The organism is Hymenobacter siberiensis, assembly GCF_018967845.1.
GTDB lineage: Bacteria > Bacteroidota > Bacteroidia > Cytophagales > Hymenobacteraceae > Hymenobacter > Hymenobacter siberiensis.
In genome coordinates this window covers 1,237,492-1,263,617 of record NZ_JAHLZZ010000001.1, presented here as the reverse complement: position 1 = coordinate 1,263,617, position 26,126 = coordinate 1,237,492, and the positions used below count along the sequence as shown (strand labels likewise).

Genomic DNA, 26,126 nt, shown 5'->3' with positions numbered 1-26,126 from the left:
TTGAAAACGGCCACTGCGACTACTTCAGGAGCTTTGCCAGCTTCTGCTGATACTGTGGGTTGTCGGTCATGCCGTTGTGGCGCGCGCCGGGCAGCACAATGAGCTTGTCGGTGGGCTTGAGCAACGCTTTCAGCCGCAACGTCGAGTTGTAGTCAATCACCTCGTCGCGGTCGCCATGAAACGGCACGATGGGCGGACGCACCCGGCCAATCAACTCATTGGTGGCCATGGGGTAGCGCAAAACGAGGGCCGGCACAAACGGATAAAGCCGCGCCGCCATGTCGCGCATGCTAAAGTACGGAGCCTGCAAAATCAGCAGCTTCGGGTGGCGGCGGGCGGCCAGCCAGGTGGCCGGCCCGGTACCAAGGGAGTAGCCCAGCACAATGGTACGGTTTTCGGGGTATTCGGGCCGCAGCTGCTGATACACAATATCCACATCGGCCAGCATCTGGGCCTGGTTTGTGATGGTACCACCGCTTTTGCCATAGCCCCGGTAGTCGAGCAGGAACACATCGTAGTGCAACGCAGTGTAGGTGGCAGCCGCGTTACACTAGCTGTCGAGCGCGCCGCCATTGCCATGCAGGTAGAATATCAGGCCCTTGGAATCAGGCGCTTTGAAAAGCAGGCCGTGCAGTTGGGTGCCATCGGCAGCGGTCGTCCACCGCTCCTCAAACGGGCCGGGAAAACGAAACTGATAGCCGGCCGGCAAGTGCGTGGGGGCAAACAGCAGCTTTTCCTGCTTGAAATACAGTGCCCCGCACAGCAGTAAGTACAGCGCCACCACCACGCTAAGCACAATAAGCACAACTTTCATCATCAGCGGGCTGCTTTCTATGGAAGCACTTGCCTTCGGGGCCGCCAAGGTAAAACCCGTTGGCCCAAAAACCTTTTACCCCCCAATCGTGGCCATGCTCTCGAAGCTGAGCTGGTGCAACGGCCGCTGCCGCTCGGCCTCGAAGCCGTTGGCCGCCCGGTAGCGGAACGCAGCCGACAGCGCCGCCACAATTTCCGCATCCGAAGCGCCGCCGCGCAGCAGGGCGCGGGTATCGAGCACGCCCTGGTCGTAGAGGCAGGTTTTGATACCGCCTTCGGCCGTGAGGCGCAGGCGGTTGCAGGTGCCGCAGAAGGTGCGCGAGTAGGCCGCAATGATGCCCACCGTGCCCCGGTGCCCGGCCATGCGGTATTCCGAGGCCGTGGCCCCGGCCGGCATGGCCACGGGCGTCAGCTCGCCGAAATGGGCCTCCAGGTGCTGGCGGATGCGAATGTGGTTCCAGGGCAGCGAGGCAGGGCCGGCGGCGTGGCTGCCACCGTTGAAGGGCATTTCTTCGATGAAGCGCACATCCACGGGCAGGTCGCGGCTAAGGGCGGCCAGCGGAATGAGGTCGTCGATGTTCTGGCCGTCCATCACCACAGCGTTGATTTTCAGCTGAATGCCGGCCTCCAGCAGGGCGTGGAAGGTTTCCATCACCTTGGGCAACTCGTCGCGCCGCGTTATCTGGAAGAACCGCTCGCGGTCCAGCGTATCGAGGCTGAGATTCACGGCCTTCACGCCCAGGCGGACCAGGGCCGGCACGTGCGGTGCGGTAAGCACGCCATTGGTGGTCAGGCTGATATCATCGATGCCGGGCAGCTGGGCCAGCTGCTCCATGAACGGTACCAGGTCGCGCCGCACGAAGGGCTCGCCGCCCGTCAGGCGCACTTTGCGCACGCCCAGGCCGGCCAGCAGGCCCGTAAGGCGCAGCATTTCCTCGTAGCTCAGCAGCTCGTGCTTGGGCATGTACTTAATGCCTTCTTCGGGCATGCAGTAGAAGCAGCGCAGGTTGCAGCGGTCCGTCACGGCCAGGCGCAGGTATTCCAGCGGCCGGCCATGCTGGTCGAAAAGGGGCGTAACGGCCGGCACGGCCGGCGAGAGTAGGGATGGAAGCACGTTTATCACCAATTTTGTCCGTCTGTACGTAAGACTGCCGGCTTGTGGTAAACCCCGGACGCAGGAAAGGTGTTCAGGCCACAGGCCGAAGCACTATCCGCAGCCGGTTTTCAACCCACAGAATTTAGGTCTAAAGATATGTCATTAAAAGTCGCCCTCTTCGGCATTACCCGCGAGATTGTGGGTACGTCCGTTATCGAGCTGCCGGCCCCCGCCCCCGCCACGGTGGGCGAGTTGCTGGCCGAAATGCGCCGCCAGTACCCCGCCCTGGGCGACCTGCGCAGCTGTGCTGTAGCCGTAAACAACGAGTATGCCGGCAACGACCAGCCCCTGCACACGGTGGACGAAATTGCCCTCATCCCGCCCGTAGCCGGTGGCTGATGTAGCGCGGACTTTTAGTCCGCGCCTGAATAGTTTCCGCACATTTTTCCCGAATCGCGGACTAAAAGTCCGCGCTACTGCCCACATGACCCCTCACCTCTCCATTACCGACCAGCCCATTGACATTGCCGCCGCTCTCGCAGCTGTGCAAACCGATACCGCCGGCGCAGTCAACTCCTTTGTCGGCACGGTGCGCAACCAGTCGGGCGGCCGACCGGTGCGCCGGCTGCACTACGAGTCTTACGACAGCATGGCACTCACGCAACTGGGCCATGTGGTAGCGCAGGCCTACGAAAAGTGGCCCATGCTGCAGGAAGTGGCCGTGGTGCACCGCAAAGGCACGCTGGAGCTCGGCGATGTGGCCGTAGTAGTGGCAGTAGCCACGCCGCACCGCGCCGAGAGCTTCGCCGCCTGCCAGTTTATCATTGATACACTGAAGCAGGTGGTCACCATCTGGAAGCGTGAGGAATATGAGGATGGCACGGAATGGGTGGCAGCGCACCCGTAAGGAATCTTTAGAAGTAAAGATGCCCGGCTTCTTTCCAGAAGCCGGGCATCTTTTTGGTATCGCGCCGGTCGGACCGCCTAGGGCGGTCCGACCGGCGTACGCGGCTCTTACTTGCTCGGAATCAGGTAGCCCAGCGAGAGCTGGAAGGCCGAGTGGCGGGCGTTTTTCAGGTCGCCATTGAAGTAAGTATTATTGTCGGATTTCACGAAGTCGCTGAAGGCACCGGTGTAGCGCAGGCTCAGACTGAGGCCGTTTTCGGCTTCGTAGCCCACGCCAGCCAGGTAGCCCAGCTCGTTGCGATTGAAGCCGCTGACATCGGTCTTGTCCTGCGCCTCGGTAGTGGTAGGCGAGCCGCCCAGCGCGGGCGTAGTCGTGATTTTGGTCTGGTTGTTGGCGCTCAGCAGGTAGGAATACTGGGGGCCTGCCTCGAAGATGAGACCGGCGGCGCGCACTTTCAGCAGCACCGGCACGTCGAGGTAGTTGTAGTTTACCTGGCCTTCGCGCTTTTGCTTGGCTCCGAGCAGGCCGGTGAATTCGGCAGGCTTGTTTTCGAAGCCTTTCTGCGAATACAGCACTTCGGGCTGGAGCGACAGGAAGCCGTCCTGAATGAGCGGCACATTGAGCATTACGCCGCCCAGAAAGCCGAATTTATTGTTGTAAGTATCCTGATTATGAACGTTGCCAGCCAGGTTGGAGTAGTTGGCTCCGGCGCGCAGCCCGATGCGCACACTCTGGGCCTGAGCCGACGAAACAGCAGCCGTAGCCAGCAGCGCGGCAGCTAGAATTGCAGTCTTTTTCATGATGAAATAAGGTTGGTTGATAAGACGTGTCGTGGGCTCGTCATTCAAAAACGTGCCAACGCGCGGCCCTAACGTTGGTTTATCGGATAATAGTCTGAACCGCAGCACAAAAAAATAACTACCGGACGGGCGGTTCCTTTCTGGCAGAAACTGGCCCGCAGGTCTGGCATGGCCGGCCGCTACTGGCCGGCAATCAGCTGCACGGCTTTTTCCAGCACCTCATCGCGCCCGGCCTGGATGCCGGCGATGGTGGGCTGCGCCACCACGTCGGACACAATGCCCACGCGCTGGGTTTCGCCGCCGTCGGGGTAGTACACGCCGAGGCCGCTAATCATAGTGGAGATGTTGCCGGGCAAGATGATGGTCGACACGTTGCCATCGGCCCCGGCGGTAGTGCTGCCCACCACTTTGGCCCCCGGCACGGCCCGCAGGGCCATGGTGGTGTATTCCGACTGGCTCTGGCTCAGCTCATTCACCAGAATAACGACCTTGCCCGCGTACGGGGCATCTTTGGTGCCCCATACGGCCGTAACCGGCGTGCGCAGAAACACACCCGGGTACGTGGGCTGCGGCTCGCTGAACCATACAAACGGCACCGGCTTGGCTGACAAATACTTGGTGAGCGAAAACACCACGAACTCCGCCGGGTAGTTGCGGATGTCGATGACGAGGCCTTTGGTATTTTTCAGCTGGACCATAGCGGCGGGCAGCTCATCCTGTCTATATAGTACCCAATGAAAGGTAGCCGACGTTATCGGGCAGCAGTTGGAAGAACGGGGCTTTGGGGTCGGGCATCCCGTTGTTGGCGGGCCTGAAGTTGCCCGCCACCCGTTTTTATTCCAGCCCTGGAGCCAGGCTACCGGCGCGGCTCCAGCTCCTGCGTGGCGGCGGCACGCTCCGCCGGCGTGTTCACATTGCGCAGTTCGCCGGGCGCGGGCGGGTTCAGCAGCTCAATGTCGGAATTGATGAGCGCCTTGCGCGGGCAGGAGTAACCCAGGCTCAGAAACCGCAGCAGCTGCCCGTAGCTGCGCGGCTCCCAGATGCTCACCAGCGGCTCCGGAAACTCGTCGAATGGGCTGCGGAAGGATGTGGCCATGCGGGCCGGCTGCCGGTTCGTCACCAGATGCTCCAGCGTTTCGCGGGTCAGAAAAGGCAGGTCGCAGGCCAGTACCAGCCACGCCGCATTGGGGTCGGCCTGGAAAGCCGATAGGATACCGCCCAACGGCCCCAGGTTCAGGAAGGTATCGGGCAGCGCAGTGAGGCCGGCGGGCAGCCCGGCCGCCTGGTCGGGGCGCACCGATACGCACACATCGGGGCAGAATTCGGCCAGCAGGGCGGCGGTGTGCTGGCGCTGGTCGAGGCTGTGATAGTGTAGGGCACCCTTGTCGGTTTGCATGCGCTCGCTGCGGCCGCCGGCCAGCACCAGGCCGCGCAGCACCGGCAGCGCCAGCTGGTACCACTGCCGGATGAAGGCCGCGATTTTGACCGTGTCGGCCAGCGGCAGCACGGGCGGCAGCGGCGCGGCGCTGAGGTGCTCCAGCAGCACGGCGGGCAGGTCGGTCTGGCCCTCGGCCAGCAAAATCAGTCGCACGTCAGTGAGGCGGTCGAGCTTCTTATCCAGCGGCTTGCGCGGGTCGATGATGACGACCTGCTGGCGGGCACGGAAGTGGTTGCCGTTCACCAGCACCACGCTTTCGTGGGCCAGTAGCTCGGGCTGCGAGAACTTATCGAGGGCCCGCGTGAGGTTGAGCTGGCGGTAGGTAATTTTATCGACCAGCTCCGCCGAAAGACCATTTTCGGCCACATAGGGCATGGGCTTGGCTGGGGTATCTGACGGCAAGCTGGCACTTGCCGCACTATCGCCGGCGGCGTGGTCAGCATCGACGTAGGCCACGCGCAATGTGGGCGCTAACAGCGGTAGCAGCCGGGCCACCAACGTTTGAATGTCGCCGCAGGGCGCACCCAGAATAGCCAGCTCGTGGCGGCCAAATTCGCCCACATCGGGGCGGGTGAGGGCGGCGTGCTTGGTGCGTTTTACGGTTGAGCTTGATAGACTATCCATGTCGGAATTTACGAATTTTCTGCGCGATGAAAGTCTTTTTTGCCGCCGGTTTTCTCCATCAGCTGCACGCCTTCAATGCTGATGTCGTGCGAAAACGCCTTGCACATATCATATATGGTGAGGGCGGCCACGGTGGCGCCGGTCAGGGCCTCCATCTCCACGCCGGTACGGCCCGTGACCACAGCCGTGCACACCACGCGCAGGGCATCGGGACCGTCGGGCTCGATGGTGATGCTGCAATCGTCCAGCCCCAGCGGATGGCAGAGGGGGATAAGGTCGGCGGTTCTTTTCGCGCCCATGATGCCCGCCAGGATGGCGGTGTGAATGACCGGGCCTTTGTGCGAAGGCATTTCGCCAGCCTGCACGCGGCTCAGCAGCTCCTGCCCCAGCACCACGCGGCAGTGGGCGCGGGCTACCCGGCGGGTAGGCACTTTACTCCCTACATCCACCATGGTGGGCTGGTTAGCGGCATTGACGTGGGTAAAATTTTTGGTCAGCATAAAACGGTGGGGCGGAGACAAACGGGCGGTTATGAACGGTACAGGCGCAAAATAAGCCCCCGGGGCCAGGCGAGGCAGCGGGAGCACATTTGCTAACAGCCAACGATGCCCCCCGGTTGTGAGGGCAAACTATTCCGGCGAGCGGTAGTTTTTCCCGTCCGGCTTTGCGAAAACACGTATGCCGACGGACCAATCCGGCAGACCGGGCCCTCGCCCGTCCTGCCTTCATCCCCATTTTTGCATGACCAATACCGCATTAGTAGTCGGTGCCAGCGGCATCATCGGCAGCAACCTGGCCCAGGAGCTGCTGGCCACAAACTGGCCCACCTACGGCCTGGCCCGCCGCCCCAACACCCGTATTGCGGGCCTGCAGCCCGTGGCCGCCGATTTGCTCGACGTCGCCCGCCTCGAAACTGCCCTGGCCGACCTGCGGCCCACGCACGTATTCATTACGACCTGGATGCGTAACGACACCGAAGCCGAAAACATCCGGGTGAACGGCGCCATGGTACGCAACCTGCTGGCCGTGCTGGGCCCGAAGCACTCGGTACAGCACGTGGCCCTGGTAACCGGCCTGAAGCACTACCTGGGGCCTTTCGAGGCCTACGTGAGCGGGGGCGTGCCACCGCCCACGCCGCTGCGCGAGGCCCAGCCCCGGCTGGCGCTCGACAATTTTTATTACGCGCAGGAAGACGAGGTATATGCCGCTGCCGCGCGCGATGGCTTCACCTGGAGCATCCATCGGCCGCACACCATCATCGGCAAGGCGGTGGGCAACCTCATGAACCTGGGCACCACGCTGGCCGTTTATGCCAGCATCTGCAAGGCCACGGGGCGGCCGTTTCGCTGGCCCGGCTCGCAAGCGCAGTGGGAAGGATTATCGGACGTGACCGATGCCCGCGTCATTGCCAAACAGCTGGTGTGGGTCGCCACTACCGAAGCGGCCCGCAACGAGGCCTATAATGTGGTGAATGGCGACGTTTTCCGCTGGAGCTGGCTGTGGGGCCGGCTGGCCGACTGGTTTGGGGTAGAAGCCGTGGGCTTTGGGGGCAGCATGCAACCGCTGGAAGCCCAGATGGCGGCCGACGCCGACCTTTGGCACGAAATTGCCGCGCAGCACAATCTGGCCGAGCCCAACCTGAGCCGCTTGGCCTCGCCCTGGCATACCGACCTGGACCTGGGCCGGCCCATCGAGGTGATGACCGACATGGCTAACAGCCGCAAGCGCGGCTTCACGGTGTACCAACCCACGGAGGATTCGTTTTTCGACCTGTTTGCCCAGCTGCGCCACGACCGACTGATTCCCTAGCCCGCCGTAGCATAGGCTTTAGCTTGTGCTAATGTGCAGCATTAATTACCTCATTCCCTCCCTGCACAAGCTACGGCATGTGCTACAAGCCCCTCCCCCATGCTCACCGTTACCGAAGCTTCTGCCCGCGTGCTGGCCACTGCCCACCCGTTGCCGCCCGAAACCATTGCCCTACCCCACGCCGCCGGCCGCGTGCTGGCCGAAACCCTTGTGGCCGACCGCGACTTTCCGCCCTTCAACCGGGTGGCCATGGACGGCATTGCGGTGCAGCTTGCCACCTGGGCCGGCGGGCAGTCGGAATTTGTTATTGCGCACGCCCAGTACGCCGGGGCTCCGGCCCAGACGCTGCAAAATCCGCAGCAGGCCATTGAGGTGATGACCGGCGCCGTGCTACCCGTCGGCACCGATGTGGTGATTCGCTACGAGGATATTCTGCTCGAAAACAACCGCGCTACCATCCAGATTGCGCCGCCCGAGGCTCCCGGCCCCAACATTCATCGCCAGGGCGCCGACCGCCGCACCGGCGATGCCCTGCTACCCCCCGGCACCCGCCTAGGCCCCGCCGAGCTGGCCGTGGCCGCCACCGTAGGCGCGGCCGAAGTGCGCGTGACCCGTGCCCCCCGCGTGGCCGTGGTGAGCACCGGCGATGAGCTGGTGGGCATAGCCGACACCCCGCTGCCGCACCAGATTCGGCGCTCCAACATCTATGCCCTGCAGGCGCTGTTCGCGCAGACCGGAGCCGAGGTTTCGCTGTTTCACCTCACCGATAACGTGGACGAGCTGCGCGCGGGCCTTACCAACATCCTCACGTCCGGTTTCGATGCTGTGGTGCTGAGCGGGGCCGTGAGCAAGGGCCGCGCCGACCACCTGCCCGGCCTGCTGCGCGAGTTAGGCGTGGTCGAAATATTTCATGAGGTGCAGCAACGCCCCGGCAAGCCCATGTGGTTTGGGGCGCGGGCCGAAGGGCCGGTAGTATTCGGGCTGCCCGGCAACCCGGTATCCACGTTTCTCACGGCCTGCCGCTACGTGCGGCCCTGGCTACGCGCCGTGCAGCAGCCCACCAGTGCAGACGAAACTACCGCCGCATTCGAAGCGCCCCAACCAGCCGTGCTTACCGTCGATATTAATTTCAAGCCCCAGCTGGCCCATTTCGTGCCCGTGCGCCTGACCGTCGATGCCGCCGGCCAACGCCTGGCTACGCCACTGCGGATGGGCGGCTCCGGCGATTTGGCCGGGTTGCTGGGGGCTACGGCGTTTCTGGAGCTGCCGCCCGAGCCAGCCGTGTTTGCGGCGGGCAGCGTGTGGCCGGCCTGGGAGCTATAGCGCCGGTATTAGCCGTACCAGCGCTACTCTTTAGTGCATTGATTATCTCATCTCCAGGGCTATACCTCCATCCTTAAATCTCCGCCCCACGAACCGATAGGCCATGGCGCGAAACAGGTCTTCAACACCTAACCACTTATAGCAGGGCGGCCTCCCAGTCCAAATCCAGGTCGGTCATGGTTGATAGCATTACCAATGCCACCCCTACCAAACCTTGTTTTACTTCATTCTCCCGCTGCTGATAATAACCCGTCAATAATTCCTGTCGCAACCAGCTTTGCGTTTGGCCCAGCCAATAGCGCTGGCCTTTTTGGTACTTATCCTGCCCACTAAGGCGGTAGAGCCTGGCGTATAAGTGCGCAACTCCAGCCGCGCCATCGTATAGCTGCGAACTAACTATGCCCGTGTCTTTTATGGTTGTTCGCAGCAGCGTGTTTAATCCTACCAACTCGGCGATTTTAGCCAGCTCCGGCTCCTGCAAATGCGCATGAGCCTGATATAGCAGCAAAGATTGGCCAATGTCGCCACGCCGCCAACTTAGCGTGGGCGAAAAAGTCGTTTCTTCCGTCTGACTATGAACCTGATAAGGAAATACCGCAAACCTTCCATCCTGGAAATCAACGTTGCGTTTGAGCGCCAAAATCCCAATAATGCCCTTAACGATGAGGTTTTTAAGACCCTCATTCTGCAGACCCAACGCGTGGAGACGGATGAGCACCAGCAGCTCGGCGGCCAGGCCAGCATCTAACCCCAAGGATACCTGGGTTTGCGTGACCGGAACCTTATGCAAGTCGCCCTTCGCAGCCGAAAACCAAACCAACAGTCGCTGCAAAAAATGAGCAGCTTGCTGGCCAGGCAAACGCAGACTGAAATAGCGCAGTATTCGAAAAAAACGACTCCGATTAAAGGTATCTGGATGCTGAATCACGTGCTCTGCAACCTCTCCCAGCGCCTGGTCTACTTCGGCCAGGAGTACGTGGTCTACCTGGAGCCCTTCGACTACGAGACGGGCATTCAGCCATGCGGCCATGCATGCATAGTCTAACTGTTCAGCAGGCCATACTTTAATCGAATACCATTCGGGGCGTAACGCTACCTGTTCAAACAGATGGCAGGCCAGAAGCGCATCCTGCTTCTGGCCAAAAATTTTATAAAAGCAGAAGGCATAGGTACTCGAACCTAGTAATTCCGGCAGCGAAGCACTAATCCAATCACGGTTCGTCAGGATGCGATGCACTTCCTGCCAGCTTTCGGTCGCTTTATCATGTATATCCTGCATAATGAAGCGACGATTAATTAAGCTGATAGGGGCCACAACCTCAAACACCAGATGTACTGCACATCAGGAAATCAATAGCAGCACAGGCTTCCGCCACCTTACTAACAATCAAGCCGGCAGCACTTAAATAGTACCATTACAAACCAACTACTACCCTTCTTAACTAGTCCAGCAAAAGTGAATTACTTGCCCAGCCTTACAATGCAGGCCTCATAGAATGGCCTATACCACTACCGGCAATTGGGGAAGCTGTTATACTCCCCCAATTGCCGGCTTACCCAGGTACAAAGCATTGTTTATAAGCGTATTGCTTAGAAACCGCCGTTAATGACACTGGTGACCGTATCGATGGTCGACGTATAGAAAGCGCTATTCGTATTGGGTTTGTTGAAGCGCGTGATAACGGCTTTTTTCAATTGAAATTTAGCAGTGTTGACAGTGCGGGCGGAGTTGTCGATGTTTTTCATATGAAATAGTGAAAAGTGTGGTGGACGGCACAGCGCTGTCTGCGTTGCTTGGAACAAACGTACTTCTGTCTGCTAACTAACCCAAGAAATTTACACCAACGCCCTTTTTGGCAGTACCAATCCCAAAGCCACTCCTTTGGGGCCACTGCCAGCAGGCTGTAGCTCTGGCAAAAAGCGGATAGCCGCATCATATGGCCAGGCTGTCGTTGCCCCCTGCTGACCTGACCTGGCCTGCCGAAAGCAAGCTTAGCTAATGAGCCTGCTCGGCAGCTAACTATATTTATATTCGCATTCTTCTTTCGCCTTCTTCTCCTGAAACCGGACTCCTCCCTGCAACCGGAATTTGTCGCCGCTCGAATTACTCCCCTTACCACTACCAAATGCGTACGGACTCCCCAAAAATGCGGCCTTTCTTAACCCACCTGGCGACATGGGTGGGCTTTGCCATTTATGAACAATCTATTATTCTCATTACGAGCACGACGAAGTTTATCTTTCTTTTCGCCCTGGTAAACTACCTGCTCAATGCCGCGCTGTTTTATACCAGCTGCAACCTGCTATTTCCTGCCCTATACAACCGGAAGCGCTACTTCCTTTTTTCGTTAGCAGCACTGAGCTTGCTGGCCACGTTTGCTTTTTTCCGGAGTGCAGTAAGCCTGTATCTGGCCCCGCTGCTCCATATCCCGGAACTTCCCTATTCGGTTCATCAGCTTTGGGTTTCGTCCGTCTATCGAGGCACTTTCTTCTTATTGATAAGTACCGGCTATTGGTTTGCACGCAACGCCATTGTGCTGGAAAAGCAGAAGCGGGACGCCGAACGTAGCCTGATGCAGGCCAATGTCGCCTTTCTGAAAAGCCAGATTAACCCGCACTTTCTTTTCAATTCGCTCAACTTCCTGTACGCACAGGTGTACCCGCACTCCGAAAATGCCGCTAAAAGCATTTTGCTATTGGCCGATACCATGCGCTATGCCTTACACGAAGACAGCAGCGGGAAGGTGATGCTAACCCAGGAAGTAGAACACCTCCATAATTACATTGCTATCAATCAGCTCCGCTTTAACAAGAAGCTTAACATTGATTTCGAAATAGTAGGCAACATTCAGTTTTTAATGATTCTGCCACTCGTGCTCATCACGTTTGTAGAAAACTGCTTTAAACACGGGCAATTGGATGACCCCGCGAATCCGCTCGTCATTCGCCTGGAGACCGTTCAAAATCAGCTTGCTTTTTATTCGCATAATAAAAAGCGCCATGGCCCCAAGGAAAAAAGCACTGGTATTGGCCTGGTTAATACCCGGAAACGGCTGGAGATACTATATCCCGACCGGCACGAGCTGGTGCTGAAAGATGAGCCCGACTACTACACCTGCACGTTGACCATCACGCTCTAAACGGTATTGCGGAGTGGTCCGGTTAGGCTGGCCCGGCCCGGCCCGGCCAGCGCCTACCGCTACCCGGTGCTGTATAGCCCCGGGGGCCCAGGCCCCTAAATAGCCCGGTTTCTCAGGCGGGCGATGCCCTTTTGTTCAGTAGCGACTAGTGCGGCTACTGCCCGGCGCACCAGCCGCTCCCAGTCGCTGCTACCGCAGCTGCAAGTACCTTATTGGTCCGGCGCTGGCATTCTCCAGCCATCCACCTGCTGCTATGCCGGCAGCTGCTGACCACCCCGCGGCTGGCGCAGTACTGCCCCTGTGCTGGTGCCACAGCACTCAGGGCTTCCTTTTGCTGGTGATAGAGCAGGTGCAGGTTCCCGTTTGAGGCCCGGATAGTCGCCGGCACCTGGCTCGCAGGCCCCGGGCGGGCTTTCCTGATGACAAGAAGGGGCACCAAGGCAGCATCTATTCTTTATTTAATACAAAAATCAATCAGGCGTAGTAGCCGGGCAGTGGAAATAGTCAGCCGTTGGGAAGGCGGAAACACCCGAAATAGGGGGTTTAGTCCTGCCAATCGGCCTAGTGGTGTAGTATTTTTTTTTAGGCAAACACCTCCCACTAGTTTTGAATCAACAATAATGGTAGCAAAAGACCAGCCGCTCTTAATAAGCTGCTCATCAGATAAAAGCCATGCCTATTGTCGCGTTTTACCTGCTGGTCAATTTGAGTTCCGCTGGGTAAAAGATGTCTTATTGGAATCCGTTTCATCTGCTTTTTCACCCCAACTCGACTGTCATGAAAAGAACTGATAACCTCTGCTTCTCCAATGAGAACTATGACTTCAACCCTTTTAGTGAAGGCGAGCTGGCCTTGATTATGGGCGGCGGTGATGATGAGCTCACGTTTGACTTTCTGACCGACAATAAATTGATTGAAGACGCCGAAGACTAGCCGCTGCCGGCACCGGCAAAACCGGCCTTATCACCCGGTTCAATCCCCTGCTCTTTAGCGCATTAATCCGACTTACATTTTTCCTGCCAATCAGCGCCACGGCCCCTGCCGCCGGTGCACCAACCTAGCCCAAGTAGTGGCCACTACTCGGACTATAAATGCCTAGCGAACCAACAGCACACCGGTTACTTGGTTTCACAGGTTTTTTCCAATTTCCAACCCATTCCCACACCAAAGCTATGAAAAAGGTACAATTCGCCGACAAGCTGGACCTCAGCAAAGAAATCATTGCCAACCTGAGCGAGGAGCAGCTCCAGGAAATCGAAGGTGGCGCCGCCGCTGCCGAGCAGTCGTGCTGGTTCAACTCCTGCGTTACCAACTCCGCCGAGGCCATCGAGTCGGCTGAGTAAGTAAGGAAACCCTGCGTGGCGGGGCCGCGCCCCCGGCTTGGCTTTGCCACGCACCAGGCTCCCATTTTTTTCCAATTCCCAACCCATTCCCACACCAAAGCTATGAAAAAGGTACAATTCGCCGACAAGCTGGACCTCAGCAAAGAAATCATTGCCAACCTGAGCGAGGAGCAGCTCCAGGAAATCGAAGGTGGCGCCGCCGCTGCCGAGCAGTCGTGCTGGTTCAACTCCTGCGTTACCAACTCCGCCGAGGCCATCGAGTCGGCTGAGTAAGTAAGGAAACCCTGCGTGGCGGGGCCGCGCCCCCGGCTTGGCTTTGCCACGCACCAGGCTCCCATTTTTTTCCAATTCCCAACCCATTCCCAACCCGAGTTATGAAAAAGGTACAATTCGCCGACAAGCTGGACCTCAGCAAAGAAATCATTGCCAACCTGAGCGAGGAGCAGCTCCAGGAAATCGAAGGTGGCGCCGCCGCTGCCGAGCAGTCGTGCTGGTTCAACTCCTGCGTTACCAACTCCGCCGAGGCCATCGAGTCGGCTGAGTAAGTAAGGAAACCCTTCGTGGCGGGGCCATGCCCTCCGGGCTGGCCCCGCCACGAACCGGGCCTGCTTTCTTTCAATCCGCCACTCATTCCCAACCCGCGTTATGAAAAAAATACCATTTGCCGACAAGCTGGACCTCAGCAAGGAAATCATTGCCAACCTGAGCGAGGAGCAGCTCCTGGAAATTGAAGGCGGCGCCTTTCCATCCGAACTGTCCTGCTGGTTTACCTCCTGCTTCTACAAGCCCGAGGAAGTTGCCGAGTAAATCGCTGATTGGCAACAGGAAACAAATTGGTTAATCCTCTGAGCACCAATTCCGCACCCTCATTCTCTTCCCTTTTTTCTTCCTGCATTATGGAACCTCTGGACTTTTACTTGTTGCGGCTGCCCGTGCTCCCCATCAGTGGACTAGCCACGCTCCATACTTGCCGGCAACCAGCTGCCCTCGCGCAGGTACTGCACACCCACTACCAGGCCCCCACCATTCAGGAGGCTATTTACCTGGCTAGCCCCGAGCTGTATCAGCAGCTGCGCAAATGGCTCGCCCAGCCCATCGCGACTTACGAGTCGGCCGATGACGAGCGGTTGGTACTCACGCTCTACAAATACCTGCTGCGCATGAGCAGCCGCTGCACCCCCTACGGACTATTTGCCGGCTTTAGCACCGGGCAGATTGCCGATAGCCCCACTCAGCTGCGGCTGGCGCCCATGGCGGAACGCTACCACAAGCACGCCCGCCTCGACATGAACTCGGTGGCCGAGCTATGCAAACAGCTGCTGGCCGACCCCGAGCTGCGCACCCGCCTGACGTTCTTCACGAACAACAGCTTATACAAAACGCCTGACGCGTACCGCTATTACGAGTATCAGCTTGGCCACAAACGGCGGGCCTATCACCTGGTATCGGTGAAGGCAACCGCTTACCTCGACCAATTACTGGAAGCGGCCAAGGCGGGGGCCACTTACGAGGCCCTGCACTCCCTGCTGGTTGCCCAGGATGTGGCACCGGCTGCGGCAACCCGTTTTATGGACCGCCTGATAGAGGCGCAATTACTGCTTTCGGAGCTGGAACCCACGGTTACAGGCCGGGAGTTTTTTCATTGTCTGGTTGACAGAATTGCTGCCCTGGCGCCCTCGCATTCGAGCCTGGCCCAGCTGCGCGACATACAGGCCCAGCTGCGCGCCCCCCACGCCGGCACAACCACCTACCAGGCGGTACAGGCAATGGTGGGCGATGCCTTTCGTGCCGCAAGCAGCAAAGACCTCATTCAGACCGACCTACGCATTAACCTAATGAGCAATACGCTGCAAGCGAATGCAGTCGCGGTTATCAGCCGGGAGATGGCTAGCCTTGCCGTGCTCTACAAAGAAGCGGTACCGGCCGACCTGCGGAGCTTAACCCAGCGCTTTATGGAGCGATATGAGGAGCAAGAGGTGCCCCTGCTCGAAGTGCTGGATAGCGAAACCGGCCTTGGCTATGGTGCAGCCAGCGGGGCCAAAACCCACCATACGCCCTTTGTGGCCGACGTGCGGGTGCCGGCCGGGAAGGCCACCACCACCCAAGTACCCTGGACGGCCTACCGCCGCCTGGTATTCCGCAAGTTTCGGGAGGGACAGGGGCAAACCCAGCCTGTGGTCATCACCGATGCCGATTTAGCCACTTTGGCGGAGACTCATACGGCTGTGGTACCGGCGACTTTCTATGCACTGGGCAGCGTAGTGGCCGCATCGGCCGCCGCGTTTGATGCCGGTAATTTCAAGTTCCATCTCATGGCCTGCCACGGCCCCGGGGCCATGGGGCTACTGGCACGTTTTGCCCATGCCGACGCTGAGCTGGCGACCAAGCTGGTGGCCTGTGGCCAGCGGGAGCAGCTGGCCAGCCCCGAAGCCCTGCTGGCCGAGGTAGTGCACCTGCCCGAGGCCCGGGTAGGCAACATTCTGCAACGCCCCCAGCTGCGGGCCTACGAGATACCCTTTCTGGGCAGTGCTTCGGTTCCGGCGGAACAGCAGCTGCCGGCGGCTGATTTACTGCTCTCGGTGCGCCAGGGACAGTTGGTGTTGCGCTCGAAACGCCTGAATAAGGTCATCGCGCCCCGACTAACCACGGCCCACAACTATGCGCATGGGCTGCCACTGTACAAGTTTCTCTGCGATTTGCAGCACCAGCGGGAGGCCTTTTCCATTGCCTGGGACTGGGGCGTGCTGCGTGAAGAGCTTCACCTGCCCCGGGTTGAGTACAAGCACCTGATTGTGAGCCGTGAACGCTGGCACTTACCGTTTACGGCGCAGGAGCAAGCCCAGGCTGCCAGCCACTCGCCCGAAGCGCTTGCGGCTTTCAGAGCAACCTACCGGCTGCCCCGCCAGGTAATGCTGGCCGATGGCGACAACGAGCTGCTACTCGACTTCGACTGCCCGCTGGCCGTGACGCTACTGGCCCAGCGGCTGAAAAAAGGGGCGGCCGTATTGTTCGAGTTCATCCACCGCGAAACGTCGAGCTTCATTACCGACCCACTGGGGCAGAGCTACGTGAATGAATTGCTCATTCCCTTTGCCCGCACGGCCGCGCCAGCAGCAACCCGCCCGGCAAGCAGGCTAAGCAGCGAAAGCCCGGCGACCCCGGTACGCCGCTCGTTTGCCCTGGGCAGCGAATGGACCTACCTGAAAATATACTGCGGAGCCAAGTGGGCCGATAAGATTCTGGCCGAATACCTCCGCCCTTGTTTGGCAACGATGGAGGAGCAAGGCCTGCTCAGTAAGTGGTTTTTTATTCGCTACAACGACCCCCGGCCCCATTTGCGCCTGCGCTTGCTGCACGCGGCCAACCCAACGGTAATTGCCACTCTGGTCGACCGCCTGCACCAGGCCCTGGCTCCGCTGCAGGAGGCGCGGGTGGTACATGCCCTGCAATACGACACGTATTGCCGCGAGCTGGAGCGCTACGGCTCGGCCACCATGGAGTTCAGCGAAACCATTTTTTATCATGACAGCCGGGCGATTATCCGGTTCGTGGACTTGCTGGACGGCGGCGAGGCCGGCGAGCAATACCGCTGGCTCTTTGCCATTCGCGGCGTGGATGCCATGCTCACCGACTTCGGGTTTTCGCTCTCCGAAAAGCTGGCGCTGGCCGAGCGTAGTCAGCAAAGCTTCTTTCAGGAGTTTAACGGCACCCCCGACCTTACCCGCCGCCTCAACGATAAGTACCGGGCGGTGAGCCGCCTGCTCACCAGCTTTCTGAACCCGGCCAACGACACGGCCGAAACGGCCGAAGCGGTAGCCCTCTTTGCCGAACGCTCGCTGGCCGTGCAAACCGCCTACCAGGGCGTAGCTGTTGCGCCCGCCACCGTGCGGCGCCTGGTGCCCAGCTTCCTGCACATGTTCCTGAATCGGATGTTCCTGGCCAACCAGCGCCTGCACGAGCTAGTGGTCTACCACTACCTCACTAAGCACTACACCTCTATCAAAGCCCGTGAGCGCCAGCTCGCCACCAGTGAAGTGTAACCCTTTACCCCCGCCGACCCATGGAAAACCGCCCGCTATTTTCAGCCGAAATCACCGATATTATCGGCACGCCCCCCCGTTGGATTGTGCGGGCGGGCGGGGGGCTACTCCTGGGTTTGCTGCTGGGCGTGGCGGCCCTGGCCAGCAGCATTGCGCTGCCCGAGCACCACAGCTACCCGCTGGTTCTCAAAGGCGAAGTGGCGCCCTATTATCTGCGTCAGTCAGCTAATCAGCTGCGGCCGCTGCTGGCCTCGGGCAGCGTGGTAACCAAGGGCCATTACCTGACAAATGCCTCTCCAACAGATACTATTGGCGGGCTACGGGCTCCGTTCACCGGAACGTATTTCTCGGCCGCGCCGACCACCGTTATCCCCGGCGATACCCTGGGCCTGTTGGTCCCGCTCACCAACACCTACCGCTTCAGCGGCCGCATAGCCCTGGGCCAGCTAACCGCGCTGCGACAAGCCCCCGCCCTGGTGCTGGAAGTACCGCTGGAGGGCACCGACCAAGCCCTGGTGCTACACGGCCACCTCAGCTACATCGCCCCCGCCGTCCACAACGGCCAGGTCACCTACATCGGGCTGCTCGATAGCTCCTCCAATCAGCTACTGGCGCATCGGCTGGTTGCCATCACCCAACTCAACGGGCTGCTGCAGGTGAGCGGTGCGCCCAAAACCGTCGTGCAGCGCCTGCTGCAAACGCACTAAAACTCTTTCAGCAAGCGGCCTTTCCTCTTTTCTCAACATTCTTTTTTCTTAAAAAATATACGGCCATGAATATACTTTTTAATAAAAAAAGTCGGAATTTCCTCACGCTCCTGGGCTTGCTGGCCGGCCCCACGCTCGCAGCTGCGCAAAGCACCATCACGGGCCAGGCAATCGACCAAGCCACCCAGGCCGGCGTGAGCTACGCCACACTCGTAGTGAAAACCAACGGCCCTGACGGCAGCGTGGTAAACTCGGCCCTGGCCGACGAAAACGGCCGGTTCACCCTGCAGGGGCTGAAACCGGGCATTTACCAGTTCAACATCCTGATGCTGAACTACGCGACGCATGTGCAAGCGCTCAATCTGCTGGCTGGTGCGCCGCCCCTGAGCCTCGCCCCCATTGGCTTGCAGGCAGCGGCCCAGCAGCTCGCAGAGGTACAAGTGGTAGGGCAGCGGCCGCTGCTGGAACAGAAACCCGACCGCATTACCATGAACGTGGCCCACAGCGTGCTGGCCGCCGGCAACGATGGCTACAGTATTCTGGCAATGGCCCCGGCGGTGCAGCTGCGCGATGGGCACCTCACTTTCCGGGGGAAGAGCAATGTGCTGATTCTGCTCAATGGCAAACGGCTGCCCGGGGCCAACCTGGAAAGCGTATTGGCCAGCCTGCCCGGTGACCAGATTGAGCGCATCGAGCTGATTAGCAACCCGTCGTCGAAATACGACGCGAATGCCTCGGGCGGGGTCATCGAAATTTACACGAAGCGCAGCCCCGAAGGCGGCTGGGCGGCCAACCTGGGCGGCAACCTGAGCCAGGGGTTTCGCATGGGCCAGGGCCTCAACGGCGGAGTGCGGGCCAGCTCGGCCAAGTTTGATTTCGCGGCCAACGGCAGCCTGGCGAACCGCAACGGCATTGAGCGCGGCTACGAGAACCGGACGTTTTTTGCGGGGCGCACCCCGGCCGGCACGCTGCACCAGGACAATGACTTTGAAACCACCATCCGGGACGGCAGCTTTGCGGGCAGCGTGAACTACCACTTCGATGAGCGCACCACGGTGGGAGTGGACGTTCAGACGGTAACATCCAGCATTGCGGCCCAGGGCTTGTTGCAGGGCGTTATTCGAGAGGCGGGTGGTATCACTAATTCGACCAGCCGCAACAACGGCCGGGTGGCAATAGACCTGCGCAGCTACAACCTGTTTTTTCAGCGCACCCTCGACAAGCAAGGGTCGAGCCTGTTGGGCACGGCCAACTACGCGCAGTTTTTGAGCCGCCAGGAGCAAACCTTCAACCAGTACCAGCAGGGCTTCCGCGACTCGACAGGCAGCGAGTCGGTTTTTCGCAACACCGCCCCCGCCACCTACGACATTTATACCAGCGCCCTGGACTACACCAAGGTACTTGGCCCAACCACCCGGCTTGAGGCCGGCCTGAAGTACACCGCTACTTACAACGATAGCCGGCAGCAGGCCGAGCTATTGACCGAGGGCCAGTGGAAGCCCCAGGCCACCACGCCCTTCTCGCACCTGGGCTACCAGGAGCAGATTGGGGCCGGCTACTTCAGCCTGAACAAAACTTACGATAAGCTGACGCTGGCGGCCGGGCTCCGGGCCGAGCAAACCCGCTATCAGGTCCGGGCCGGTATCGACTCGAGCTACTTCAACCTGTTTCCAAATCTGCGGGCCGACTTTAAGGCATCGCCCAATTACACGACCTCGCTGGCCTACGCCCGCAACGTGAACCGGCCGGCCTACGAAAATCTGATTCCCTACGAGCTGTTTATCAACAACTATACCTCGCGTAAGGGCAATGCCCGGCTGCGGCCCGAGTACACCAACAGCTTTTCCTGGAACCATCTCTACAAGGGGTTTGGCCTGCAGCTAGCCTACACGCAAACCACCAATGCCATTGCCTCCCTCTACGTGTACCAGCCCGCCACGCTGCGCTTCGTGCTCACGCCCCAGAACTTTCGGCAGCGCCACCTGGGCACCATTACCCTCACGGCGCCCGTGCAGCTGGCCAAGTGGTGGAGCATGACCAACAATAGCAGCCTGCTCTACCAGCAGCTGAGCCTGCCCGACCCCATGGAGACCGCGGCGATTTACACGAAGCAGAAAGTGTACTTCACGGCCAGCACCGACCACACGTTCCAGCTGGGACATGACTGGACGGCCCAGGTATTCGGAGCCTACGGCTCTCCCTCCTTCAGCGGGCTGCTCGACTACAGCTCGTACTCCAACGTGCGGGTGGCGGTGAAGAAGTCGCTGCTGCAGAAACACGCCTCGCTGAAACTGGAAGTGATGGACATCTTTTATCAGGCCAACGTGGGGATATCGTCCAATGTGGTCCCCATCGTGACGGAAGGCATCAATCGCACCGATACCCGCCGGGTGCGTGCCTCGTTCACCTACAATTTTGGCAAAACCGGCTTCAAGAGCAAACAGGTGCAAACCAAGGGCAATACCGACGAGCTAAACCGCCTGCACTAAACATCTACCAACCAGACTGCTAACCCGTCCTTCACTATGGAAACCCTAACCGCTGCGCCCACCGCCATCGGCCCGCTGCTGGCAACCGTGGCCCACTACCTCAATGCCCCGGGGGCTCCTACACTGACGACTTTCGGCGTGGCATCGGGCAAAGGCGGCACCATCCTCTTCAACTGCCACTACGCAGCCTTTAGCGGCGAAACCGGGTATTACGAGCGGGCCCTGGCCGAGCTGGAGCAGGTGATGGCCGCCCTCAACCCTCGCACCTACAAAGCCGATTTCAGCAGCAACTACTACCAGGAGCTGGCCGAGCTGGGCGGGCTGCTGGTTTACCTCACCACCCAGGGCCACCTCGACTGGGATGCCGAGCCAACGCTGCAACAGATTGACAACCTGCTGGCCGACCGGATGCGCCACTACCTGGCAAGCCACAATTTTGAGCGCACCAGCGGGGCCCTAAGCTGTGGCACGTACTTTTTGCGCCGGCTGCCGCACACGGAGCGAGCCCGGCCACTGCTCGAAGAACTGCTCGCGGCCCTGACGGAGCAGCACCAGGGCGACGAGCAAACAGGCTACTACTGGCTGTGCCGCGTTATTGCCGAGCCCCGGGCTTATACCGGCTTTTCGCACGGCAGCGCCATGATAATGACCTTTCTGGCCGACCTGCACGCGGCCGGCATCCGGCCGGCCCAGTGCGCTACGCTGCTGCGACATGCGACCACCTGGCTACTGGCCGCCCGCATCGACCCCGACCGGTTCCTGTCGTCGTTTCCGCTGTGGGCGGGCAAGGCCGAGCTTACCAACAACCTGTGCCTCATCTACGGCGACCTGGGCACGGCTTATGGCCTGCTGCGAGCTGCTGCCGTGCTACAGGATGAGGCGGCCCGGGAGGCGGCCCTGGCCGTGGTGATGCGGACGCTGCCCCGCCGTAACCTGTCCGAAACCCACATTCAGGATGCCTCCGTGTACTACGGGGCGGCGGGCGTTTACCTGCTCTACGATGCCTTGTACCGCCACACGGCGGTGCCCGAATTTGCCACGGCAGCCACCTACTGGCTGGAACGCATACCCAGCCTGGCAACGCACCCGAATGACTACCTCCATTTTTCGCCCCAGTTCTACGCGCACTATCCGGCGGCACAGCTGGGCATGAGTTTCGGCGTGGTGGGCATCGGGCTGACGCTCCTGCAGGCAGAGTCCGAAGGGCGCTATGCCCTCGCCGCGTTCGTCGGCTTGTCTTAATCGCCCAGAACCCTTTTACCCCTACTGCCATGATGCCGCTTAGTTTTCCGCACTACCGCCAGCACGACGTCATGGACTGCGGTCCTACTTGCTTACAGATAATCAGCAAGTTCTACGGCAAGCTGTTCAATATTGAGAAAATTCGCCTCTCCAGCCAGATTGGCAAAACGGGCGTTTCGCTCCTGGGTATCAGCCGGGCCGCCGAGAAGCTCGGCATCAAGGCGATGGGGGGCAACATGACCTTCGACAAGCTGACCCAGCACGCCCAGCTGCCCTGCATCATTCACTGGCGGAAAAACCACTTTGTGGTGCTCTACAAGATAAAGCGCAACAAAGTCTACATCTCCGACCCCGCCAGCGGCCTGCACACCTACTCCAAGGAAGAATTTTTGCAGAACTGGGCCTATACCTCGGTGCATAACCAGGCCGCCGGCATTGTGATGCTGCTACAGCCCACCCCGGCTTTTTACCAGGCCGAGGATGACGGGCCGGCCACCCGGGCGGGCATTGGGCAGCTGCTGCGCCACGTGTGGCAGTATCAGGCCCTGCTGCGCCAGCTGCTGGCCGGGCTGGTGGTGGGCGCGCTCATTCAGCTGGCGCTGCCCTTGCTCACCAAGGGCCTGGTCGACGTGGGCATCAAGCGGCACGACCTCAACTTTGTCTATGTCATCTTATTCGGGCAGCTGCTCATTACCCTGGGGCAAACCTCCGTTGAGCTGATTCGGGGCTGGATATTGCTTCACATCACGGCCCGCATGAATGTGGCGGTGCTGTCTGAGTTTCTGCATAAGCTCCTCCGGCTCCCGCTCTCCTTCTTCGACACCAAGCTCACCAGCGATATCCTGCAACGCATCGAAGACCACAACCGCATTGAGGCACTGCTAACGGGAAGCTCGCTCAATACCTTGTTTTCGATGCTGACCTTCAGCATGTTTGGGGTAGTGCTGTACTTTTACAGCCCCCTTATTTGCGGTATTTTGCTGGGCGGCAGCGCCCTGTACTTTACCTGGAGTCATTTATTCCTGTCGCGGCGCAAACTACTGGACTTCAAACGGTTTGGCATAGCCGCGCAAAACCGCGCCAAGGTATTACAGCTCATCAACGGCGTGTATGAGATAAAAATCAACGACTGCGGCGTGCAGAAGGTCTGGGAATGGGAGAGCATTCAGGCCAAGCTCTTTCACTTCAACGTGCGCTCGCTGGCCCTCACGCAGTACCAGCAGGTCGGAGCCACGTTCATCAACCAGGCCAAAAACGTCCTCATTCTGTTCGTGGCGGCCCGCCTGGTGATGAACCAGCAGATGAGCTTAGGGGATATGATGGCCGTTCAGTTCATCGTGGGGCAGATGAATGGACCGATTGCGCAGCTGGCCACCTTCATGCAAACCTACCAGGATGCCAAAGTGAGCCTGGAACGCCTGGGGCAGGTACACATGCTCGACGATGAAGAGGATGCCACCAAGGATTATGTGCCGGAGCTACCCGCCCGGCGGGGGCTACACCTCGAGCAACTCTCGTTTGTGTATCCGGGAGCGGGCAACCAGCCCGTGCTCAAGAACCTCTCCTTTTCTGTGCCGGCCGGCAAAACCACCGCCATTGTCGGGGCGAGCGGCAGCGGTAAAACCACGCTCCTCAAGCTGTTACTACGCATCTGCAACCCTACCACGGGGCAGGTGCTGGTGGATGCGCTGCCCCTGGAGCGGCTCAGTCCTCAACACTGGCGCCAGCACTGCGGTATTGTGATGCAGGACGGCTTTATTTTTTCCGATACCATCGGTAATAACATTGCCATCAATGCCGAGTACCGCAACCAGGCGGCCCTGGCCCATGCCCTGCACGTAGCCAACCTCGACCAGTACGTGAACAGCCTCCCCCTGGGCCTGCACACCAAAATTGGCGAAGACGGCAAGGGCCTGAGCGGGGGGCAGCGCCAACGGGTGCTGATAGCCCGCATGGTGTACAAAAACCCCGACTATATTTTTCTGGACGAAGCCACCAGCGCCCTAGATGCCCACAACGAGCGGGTGATTATGGAGCGGCTGAATGCCTTTTTCCAGGGCAAAACGGTGGTCATCGTTGCGCATCGGCTCAGTACCGTCAAAAATGCCGACAACATTATTGTCCTCCACAATGGCGAAGTCCGGGAGCAGGGCAGCCACGAGGAACTTGTCAGCAACCGGGGCTACTACTTCGAGCTTATTAAAAATCAGCTCGAGCTAGGCAACTAAGCAATTACACCACCACCCCCTTTCTCCTACGCCGATGAGCCGCACCCTCCAGCACTTCGTCGACCAATTGGTCGCCCTGCCCAGGCCCCCCGCCAATGCCCGGCGCGAACTCTCGCTCGATACGCAGGCGCTTTTCTCCGCATTGCTAACCAATGAATTTCAGGCGCAGTACGGTGCCGCCGGCTTTGCCCAGGCCGATGCGGTGATGCGCCAATTCAACGAAGGAGTGTTGCTGTGCCGCCAGGACCAGCTGGCCGCCGCCCTGGCCGAGCTGCAGCGCGGCGACGAACAATTGGCCGCCCTGCCAGCGGCGCTGATACCTTACACTTCACTGTTTCAGCTTTCGGGCTGGGGCAACTATTACTACAAAGCCGGCGAAGGCGAGCGGGCGGTAGCGCTGCTCTGCCAGGGCCTGCAACTGAGTATCGAGCTCGAGCAGCAGGGCCACCACGCCCTCATCTACCGGCGCATCGAGCAGCTGCAAAACATTGCCACCATCTATGGCAAGCAGCAGCAGTACGAAGCCGCCATCGGGCTGCTGACCAGCACGGCGACGTTCATTCACGCGGGGCAGGCCACGGGGCTATTTGTTGCCGATTGGGATGCCGCTCGTTTGCGGCAGGTGCAGGCCTTGCAGGAAACCACGCTTTTCAACGTGTGCCGGCAGCTGGCCGAGCTCAACACGCTTATGCTGGCCTCCCCAACGGGCCTGCCCGACGACTACTTTCACTGCCACGCGGGCCGCCAGCTACTGGCCGGCCTCGAAGTCAGCACCTACGACCGCACTCTGCTCTACAACTGGCTGTACGTGAAAGCGTCATTCTATGCAGAAGGGCCGGATGCCTTCTTCGCTAATGTGCTGACTTTTCTTGCCGACACCGTTGCCGCCCCGCGCTATGGGGTTTTCCAGGCCAACCTGCTAGCCCAGGCAGCCAGCCACATCCGGCAGCAAGCCACTGCCCAGCGCGAGGACCTGCTGAGTACCGTGAGAGCCGTGGCCGAACGCGCCCGCCTGCGGGCCGGCGGCCGGGCCGCGCGCATGGCCGCGTAGCCTGCCGCTGCCACCTTCTTAGTGTGTAACTCTCAAGCAATCAGCCACATGCCCAGCTCCTTGTCCACGTTCACCCGCCAACTGGCGGCTTTGCGGCAGCTACCCCAGCCCACGCTGGTAGAGGGCCCGAATATCCAAGCCATATTTACCACCTGGTTCGATAAGGAGTTGCGGGCAAAAATGGGCCCGGAAGCCTACCAACAGGCAACGGCGGTTCTACAGCAGTACACCGCAGCCGTGCAGCTATGCCGCACCGATAAGCTGGCGGCCGCCCTTGCCCAACTGCAGCTGGCTGATGCCGAGCTGGCTGAATTACCAGCCGCCCCGCAAGCATTTGTTACCTTATTCCACCTCTCGGCGTGGGGCAACTACCAGTATAAAGTTGGCAATGCCACGCAGGGAATTGCCTTATTGCACCAGGGCCTGCTACTAAGCGCCGAGCTGGAGCGGCAGGGCTACAAGCTCATTTACCGGCGAGTCGAGCAGCTGCTCAATATCGTGGCGCTCTATACGCAGCAACAGCACCATGCCCGCGCCCACAACCTGTTGCGCAACATCCTCACGTTTGCTCATACCGGCCAGGCCACTGGCCTGCTCATCGATGACTGGGATGGCGCGGCCTTGCAACAGGTGCGGGCCTACCAGGAACATACCCTCGACGAGGTATTTGCGAAACTCGCCAGCCAGAACACCACCTATCTCACCCATCCACAATACACCGACGACTACCACTACCACTTCTTTTTCCGGGACTTACTGCAGCAGCTACACCCCGACACCTACAACCGGGCAATCCTACACAACTGGCTGTATGTAAAGGAATCATACTACCAAAACGGCCTCAATTCCTTCCTGGAGAATGTCCTTATTTTCGTAGCTGACCCTGAAATTGCTTCTGAATACGGCGTGTTTAAAGCCAATTTGTTGGCCCAGGCCGGCCACTATTTACACCAGCAAACGTCCGACACGACCCACCTGGCCGTCATTCGCAATTTTGCCACGGCCACCCTCCTCGACCGGCGGGGCCGGGCGGTGCGCCTGGCGGCCTGAGCCCGCTTGTGCAGCTTAATCAGGAA

The 26,126-nt window shown here is 59.8% G+C and carries 26 protein-coding genes; 17 read left to right on the top strand and 9 right to left on the bottom strand.

The window, feature by feature from the left end:
* Window positions 1–19: 19 nt before the first annotated feature.
* The 3 genes from KQ661_RS21965 to moaA all read right to left on the bottom strand — a co-directional run bounded on the left by KQ661_RS21965 (window position 20) and on the right by moaA (window position 1,927).
* Entirely contained in the window at window positions 20–523 is a 504-nt protein-coding gene (locus KQ661_RS21965; RefSeq protein ID WP_235726929.1) for an alpha/beta hydrolase, read from the bottom strand.
* Window positions 524–550: 27 nt separating this feature from the next.
* The gene (locus tag KQ661_RS21960) at window positions 551–805 is read right to left on the bottom strand and encodes a hypothetical protein (protein WP_235726928.1); all 255 of its coding nucleotides are present in this window, start codon (window positions 803–805) and stop codon (window positions 551–553) included.
* A gap of 84 nt (window positions 806–889) precedes the next feature.
* On the bottom strand, window positions 890–1,927 hold the full coding sequence (gene moaA, locus KQ661_RS05355; RefSeq protein WP_317196072.1) for a GTP 3',8-cyclase MoaA: 1,038 nt from the start codon (window positions 1,925–1,927) through the stop codon (window positions 890–892).
* A gap of 138 nt (window positions 1,928–2,065) precedes the next feature.
* Between moaA and KQ661_RS05350 the strand changes: the two genes are divergently transcribed.
* Both KQ661_RS05350 and KQ661_RS05345 read left to right on the top strand, forming a co-directional pair.
* Window positions 2,066–2,308, top strand: coding sequence for a MoaD/ThiS family protein (locus KQ661_RS05350; RefSeq protein WP_216679693.1), 243 nt, complete (start codon window positions 2,066–2,068; stop codon window positions 2,306–2,308).
* An 85-nt stretch (window positions 2,309–2,393) separates the two neighbouring features.
* On the top strand, window positions 2,394–2,816 hold the full coding sequence (locus tag KQ661_RS05345) for a molybdenum cofactor biosynthesis protein MoaE (RefSeq protein ID WP_216679692.1): 423 nt from the start codon (window positions 2,394–2,396) through the stop codon (window positions 2,814–2,816).
* A 107-nt stretch (window positions 2,817–2,923) separates the two neighbouring features.
* Here KQ661_RS05345 and KQ661_RS05340 read toward each other — a convergent pair whose 3' ends face one another.
* From KQ661_RS05340 to moaC, 4 genes are all read right to left on the bottom strand, one after another.
* On the bottom strand, window positions 2,924–3,616 hold the full coding sequence (locus KQ661_RS05340; RefSeq protein WP_216685853.1) for a porin family protein: 693 nt from the start codon (window positions 3,614–3,616) through the stop codon (window positions 2,924–2,926).
* Window positions 3,617–3,795: 179 nt separating this feature from the next.
* A complete protein-coding gene (locus KQ661_RS05335; protein ID WP_216685852.1) occupies window positions 3,796–4,314 on the bottom strand; it encodes a S41 family peptidase in 519 nt (172 codons plus the stop codon).
* 158 nt (window positions 4,315–4,472) lie between these two features.
* Window positions 4,473–5,678, bottom strand: a complete 1,206-nt coding sequence (locus KQ661_RS21955; RefSeq protein ID WP_235726927.1) for an NTP transferase domain-containing protein — start codon at window positions 5,676–5,678, stop codon at window positions 4,473–4,475.
* A gap of 8 nt (window positions 5,679–5,686) precedes the next feature.
* Complete coding sequence (gene moaC, locus KQ661_RS05325; protein ID WP_216679689.1) at window positions 5,687–6,178, bottom strand: cyclic pyranopterin monophosphate synthase MoaC; 492 nt, start codon at window positions 6,176–6,178, stop codon at window positions 5,687–5,689.
* Between the two features lie 241 nt (window positions 6,179–6,419).
* Between moaC and KQ661_RS05320 the strand changes: the two genes are divergently transcribed.
* Together KQ661_RS05320 and KQ661_RS05315 are read left to right on the top strand one after the other, a co-directional pair.
* Window positions 6,420–7,487 carry an SDR family oxidoreductase gene (locus KQ661_RS05320; protein ID WP_216685851.1) on the top strand — a complete coding sequence of 356 codons (1,068 nt, stop codon included), beginning with the start codon at window positions 6,420–6,422 and terminating at the stop codon, window positions 7,485–7,487.
* Between the two features lie 99 nt (window positions 7,488–7,586).
* On the top strand, window positions 7,587–8,810 hold the full coding sequence (locus KQ661_RS05315; RefSeq protein WP_216685850.1) for a molybdopterin molybdotransferase MoeA: 1,224 nt from the start codon (window positions 7,587–7,589) through the stop codon (window positions 8,808–8,810).
* A 136-nt stretch (window positions 8,811–8,946) separates the two neighbouring features.
* On the opposite strand, the gene KQ661_RS05310 is transcribed toward KQ661_RS05315, so the two are convergent.
* Window positions 8,947–10,125: a lanthionine synthetase LanC family protein gene (locus tag KQ661_RS05310; protein ID WP_216685849.1), complete on the bottom strand. Its 1,179-nt coding sequence runs from the start codon at window positions 10,123–10,125 to the stop codon at window positions 8,947–8,949.
* Between the two features lie 275 nt (window positions 10,126–10,400).
* Complete coding sequence (locus KQ661_RS05305) at window positions 10,401–10,556, bottom strand: hypothetical protein (RefSeq protein WP_216679684.1); 156 nt, start codon at window positions 10,554–10,556, stop codon at window positions 10,401–10,403.
* Between the two features lie 434 nt (window positions 10,557–10,990).
* On the opposite strand from KQ661_RS05305, the gene KQ661_RS22735 reads away from it, so the two are divergent.
* From KQ661_RS22735 to KQ661_RS05240, 13 genes are all read left to right on the top strand, one after another.
* Window positions 10,991–11,950: a sensor histidine kinase gene (locus KQ661_RS22735; RefSeq protein WP_216685848.1), complete on the top strand. Its 960-nt coding sequence runs from the start codon at window positions 10,991–10,993 to the stop codon at window positions 11,948–11,950.
* A 777-nt stretch (window positions 11,951–12,727) separates the two neighbouring features.
* Window positions 12,728–12,883, top strand: coding sequence for a hypothetical protein (locus KQ661_RS05295; protein ID WP_216679682.1), 156 nt, complete (start codon window positions 12,728–12,730; stop codon window positions 12,881–12,883).
* 239 nt (window positions 12,884–13,122) lie between these two features.
* Window positions 13,123–13,293: a class I lanthipeptide gene (locus tag KQ661_RS05290; protein ID WP_216679681.1), complete on the top strand. Its 171-nt coding sequence runs from the start codon at window positions 13,123–13,125 to the stop codon at window positions 13,291–13,293.
* 102 nt (window positions 13,294–13,395) lie between these two features.
* Entirely contained in the window at window positions 13,396–13,566 is a 171-nt protein-coding gene (locus KQ661_RS05285; protein WP_216679681.1) for a class I lanthipeptide, read from the top strand.
* Between the two features lie 101 nt (window positions 13,567–13,667).
* Window positions 13,668–13,838: a class I lanthipeptide gene (locus KQ661_RS05280; RefSeq protein WP_216679681.1), complete on the top strand. Its 171-nt coding sequence runs from the start codon at window positions 13,668–13,670 to the stop codon at window positions 13,836–13,838.
* Between the two features lie 100 nt (window positions 13,839–13,938).
* The gene (locus KQ661_RS05275; RefSeq protein WP_216679680.1) at window positions 13,939–14,100 is read left to right on the top strand and encodes a class I lanthipeptide; all 162 of its coding nucleotides are present in this window, start codon (window positions 13,939–13,941) and stop codon (window positions 14,098–14,100) included.
* Window positions 14,101–14,189: 89 nt separating this feature from the next.
* Entirely contained in the window at window positions 14,190–17,333 is a 3,144-nt protein-coding gene (locus KQ661_RS05270; RefSeq protein WP_216685847.1) for a lantibiotic dehydratase, read from the top strand.
* 20 nt (window positions 17,334–17,353) lie between these two features.
* Window positions 17,354–18,040 carry a hypothetical protein gene (locus KQ661_RS05265; RefSeq protein WP_216679678.1) on the top strand — a complete coding sequence of 229 codons (687 nt, stop codon included), beginning with the start codon at window positions 17,354–17,356 and terminating at the stop codon, window positions 18,038–18,040.
* 65 nt (window positions 18,041–18,105) lie between these two features.
* Complete coding sequence (locus KQ661_RS05260; protein WP_216685846.1) at window positions 18,106–20,529, top strand: outer membrane beta-barrel protein; 2,424 nt, start codon at window positions 18,106–18,108, stop codon at window positions 20,527–20,529.
* A 36-nt stretch (window positions 20,530–20,565) separates the two neighbouring features.
* Window positions 20,566–21,771, top strand: coding sequence for a lanthionine synthetase LanC family protein (locus KQ661_RS05255; RefSeq protein WP_216679676.1), 1,206 nt, complete (start codon window positions 20,566–20,568; stop codon window positions 21,769–21,771).
* A 29-nt stretch (window positions 21,772–21,800) separates the two neighbouring features.
* Window positions 21,801–23,999, top strand: coding sequence for a peptidase domain-containing ABC transporter (locus tag KQ661_RS05250; protein ID WP_317196071.1), 2,199 nt, complete (start codon window positions 21,801–21,803; stop codon window positions 23,997–23,999).
* 34 nt (window positions 24,000–24,033) lie between these two features.
* Window positions 24,034–25,050, top strand: a complete 1,017-nt coding sequence (locus tag KQ661_RS05245; RefSeq protein ID WP_216685845.1) for a tetratricopeptide repeat protein — start codon at window positions 24,034–24,036, stop codon at window positions 25,048–25,050.
* Window positions 25,051–25,098: 48 nt separating this feature from the next.
* Window positions 25,099–26,100, top strand: coding sequence for a hypothetical protein (locus KQ661_RS05240; RefSeq protein WP_216685844.1), 1,002 nt, complete (start codon window positions 25,099–25,101; stop codon window positions 26,098–26,100).
* Window positions 26,101–26,126: the final 26 nt, after the last annotated feature.

Coding starts and splice junctions, on each gene's coding strand:
- moaC (WP_216679689.1), bottom strand. CDS start 6,178: ATGCTGACCAAAAATTTTACCCACGTCAATGCCGCTAACCAGCCCACC.
- KQ661_RS05290 (WP_216679681.1), top strand. CDS start 13,123: ATGAAAAAGGTACAATTCGCCGACAAGCTGGACCTCAGCAAAGAAATC.
- KQ661_RS05270 (WP_216685847.1), top strand. CDS start 14,190: ATGGAACCTCTGGACTTTTACTTGTTGCGGCTGCCCGTGCTCCCCATC.
- KQ661_RS05295 (WP_216679682.1), top strand. CDS start 12,728: ATGAAAAGAACTGATAACCTCTGCTTCTCCAATGAGAACTATGACTTC.
- KQ661_RS05275 (WP_216679680.1), top strand. CDS start 13,939: ATGAAAAAAATACCATTTGCCGACAAGCTGGACCTCAGCAAGGAAATC.
- KQ661_RS05340 (WP_216685853.1), bottom strand. CDS start 3,616: ATGAAAAAGACTGCAATTCTAGCTGCCGCGCTGCTGGCTACGGCTGCT.
- KQ661_RS05350 (WP_216679693.1), top strand. CDS start 2,066: ATGTCATTAAAAGTCGCCCTCTTCGGCATTACCCGCGAGATTGTGGGT.
- KQ661_RS05265 (WP_216679678.1), top strand. CDS start 17,354: ATGGAAAACCGCCCGCTATTTTCAGCCGAAATCACCGATATTATCGGC.
- KQ661_RS05335 (WP_216685852.1), bottom strand. CDS start 4,314: ATGGTCCAGCTGAAAAATACCAAAGGCCTCGTCATCGACATCCGCAAC.
- KQ661_RS05320 (WP_216685851.1), top strand. CDS start 6,420: ATGACCAATACCGCATTAGTAGTCGGTGCCAGCGGCATCATCGGCAGC.
- KQ661_RS05240 (WP_216685844.1), top strand. CDS start 25,099: ATGCCCAGCTCCTTGTCCACGTTCACCCGCCAACTGGCGGCTTTGCGG.
- KQ661_RS05255 (WP_216679676.1), top strand. CDS start 20,566: ATGGAAACCCTAACCGCTGCGCCCACCGCCATCGGCCCGCTGCTGGCA.
- KQ661_RS05285 (WP_216679681.1), top strand. CDS start 13,396: ATGAAAAAGGTACAATTCGCCGACAAGCTGGACCTCAGCAAAGAAATC.
- KQ661_RS05345 (WP_216679692.1), top strand. CDS start 2,394: ATGACCCCTCACCTCTCCATTACCGACCAGCCCATTGACATTGCCGCC.
- KQ661_RS05245 (WP_216685845.1), top strand. CDS start 24,034: ATGAGCCGCACCCTCCAGCACTTCGTCGACCAATTGGTCGCCCTGCCC.
- KQ661_RS21955 (WP_235726927.1), bottom strand. CDS start 5,678: ATGGATAGTCTATCAAGCTCAACCGTAAAACGCACCAAGCACGCCGCC.
- KQ661_RS05280 (WP_216679681.1), top strand. CDS start 13,668: ATGAAAAAGGTACAATTCGCCGACAAGCTGGACCTCAGCAAAGAAATC.
- KQ661_RS05260 (WP_216685846.1), top strand. CDS start 18,106: ATGAATATACTTTTTAATAAAAAAAGTCGGAATTTCCTCACGCTCCTG.
- KQ661_RS05250 (WP_317196071.1), top strand. CDS start 21,801: ATGATGCCGCTTAGTTTTCCGCACTACCGCCAGCACGACGTCATGGAC.
- KQ661_RS05315 (WP_216685850.1), top strand. CDS start 7,587: ATGCTCACCGTTACCGAAGCTTCTGCCCGCGTGCTGGCCACTGCCCAC.
- KQ661_RS05305 (WP_216679684.1), bottom strand. CDS start 10,556: ATGAAAAACATCGACAACTCCGCCCGCACTGTCAACACTGCTAAATTT.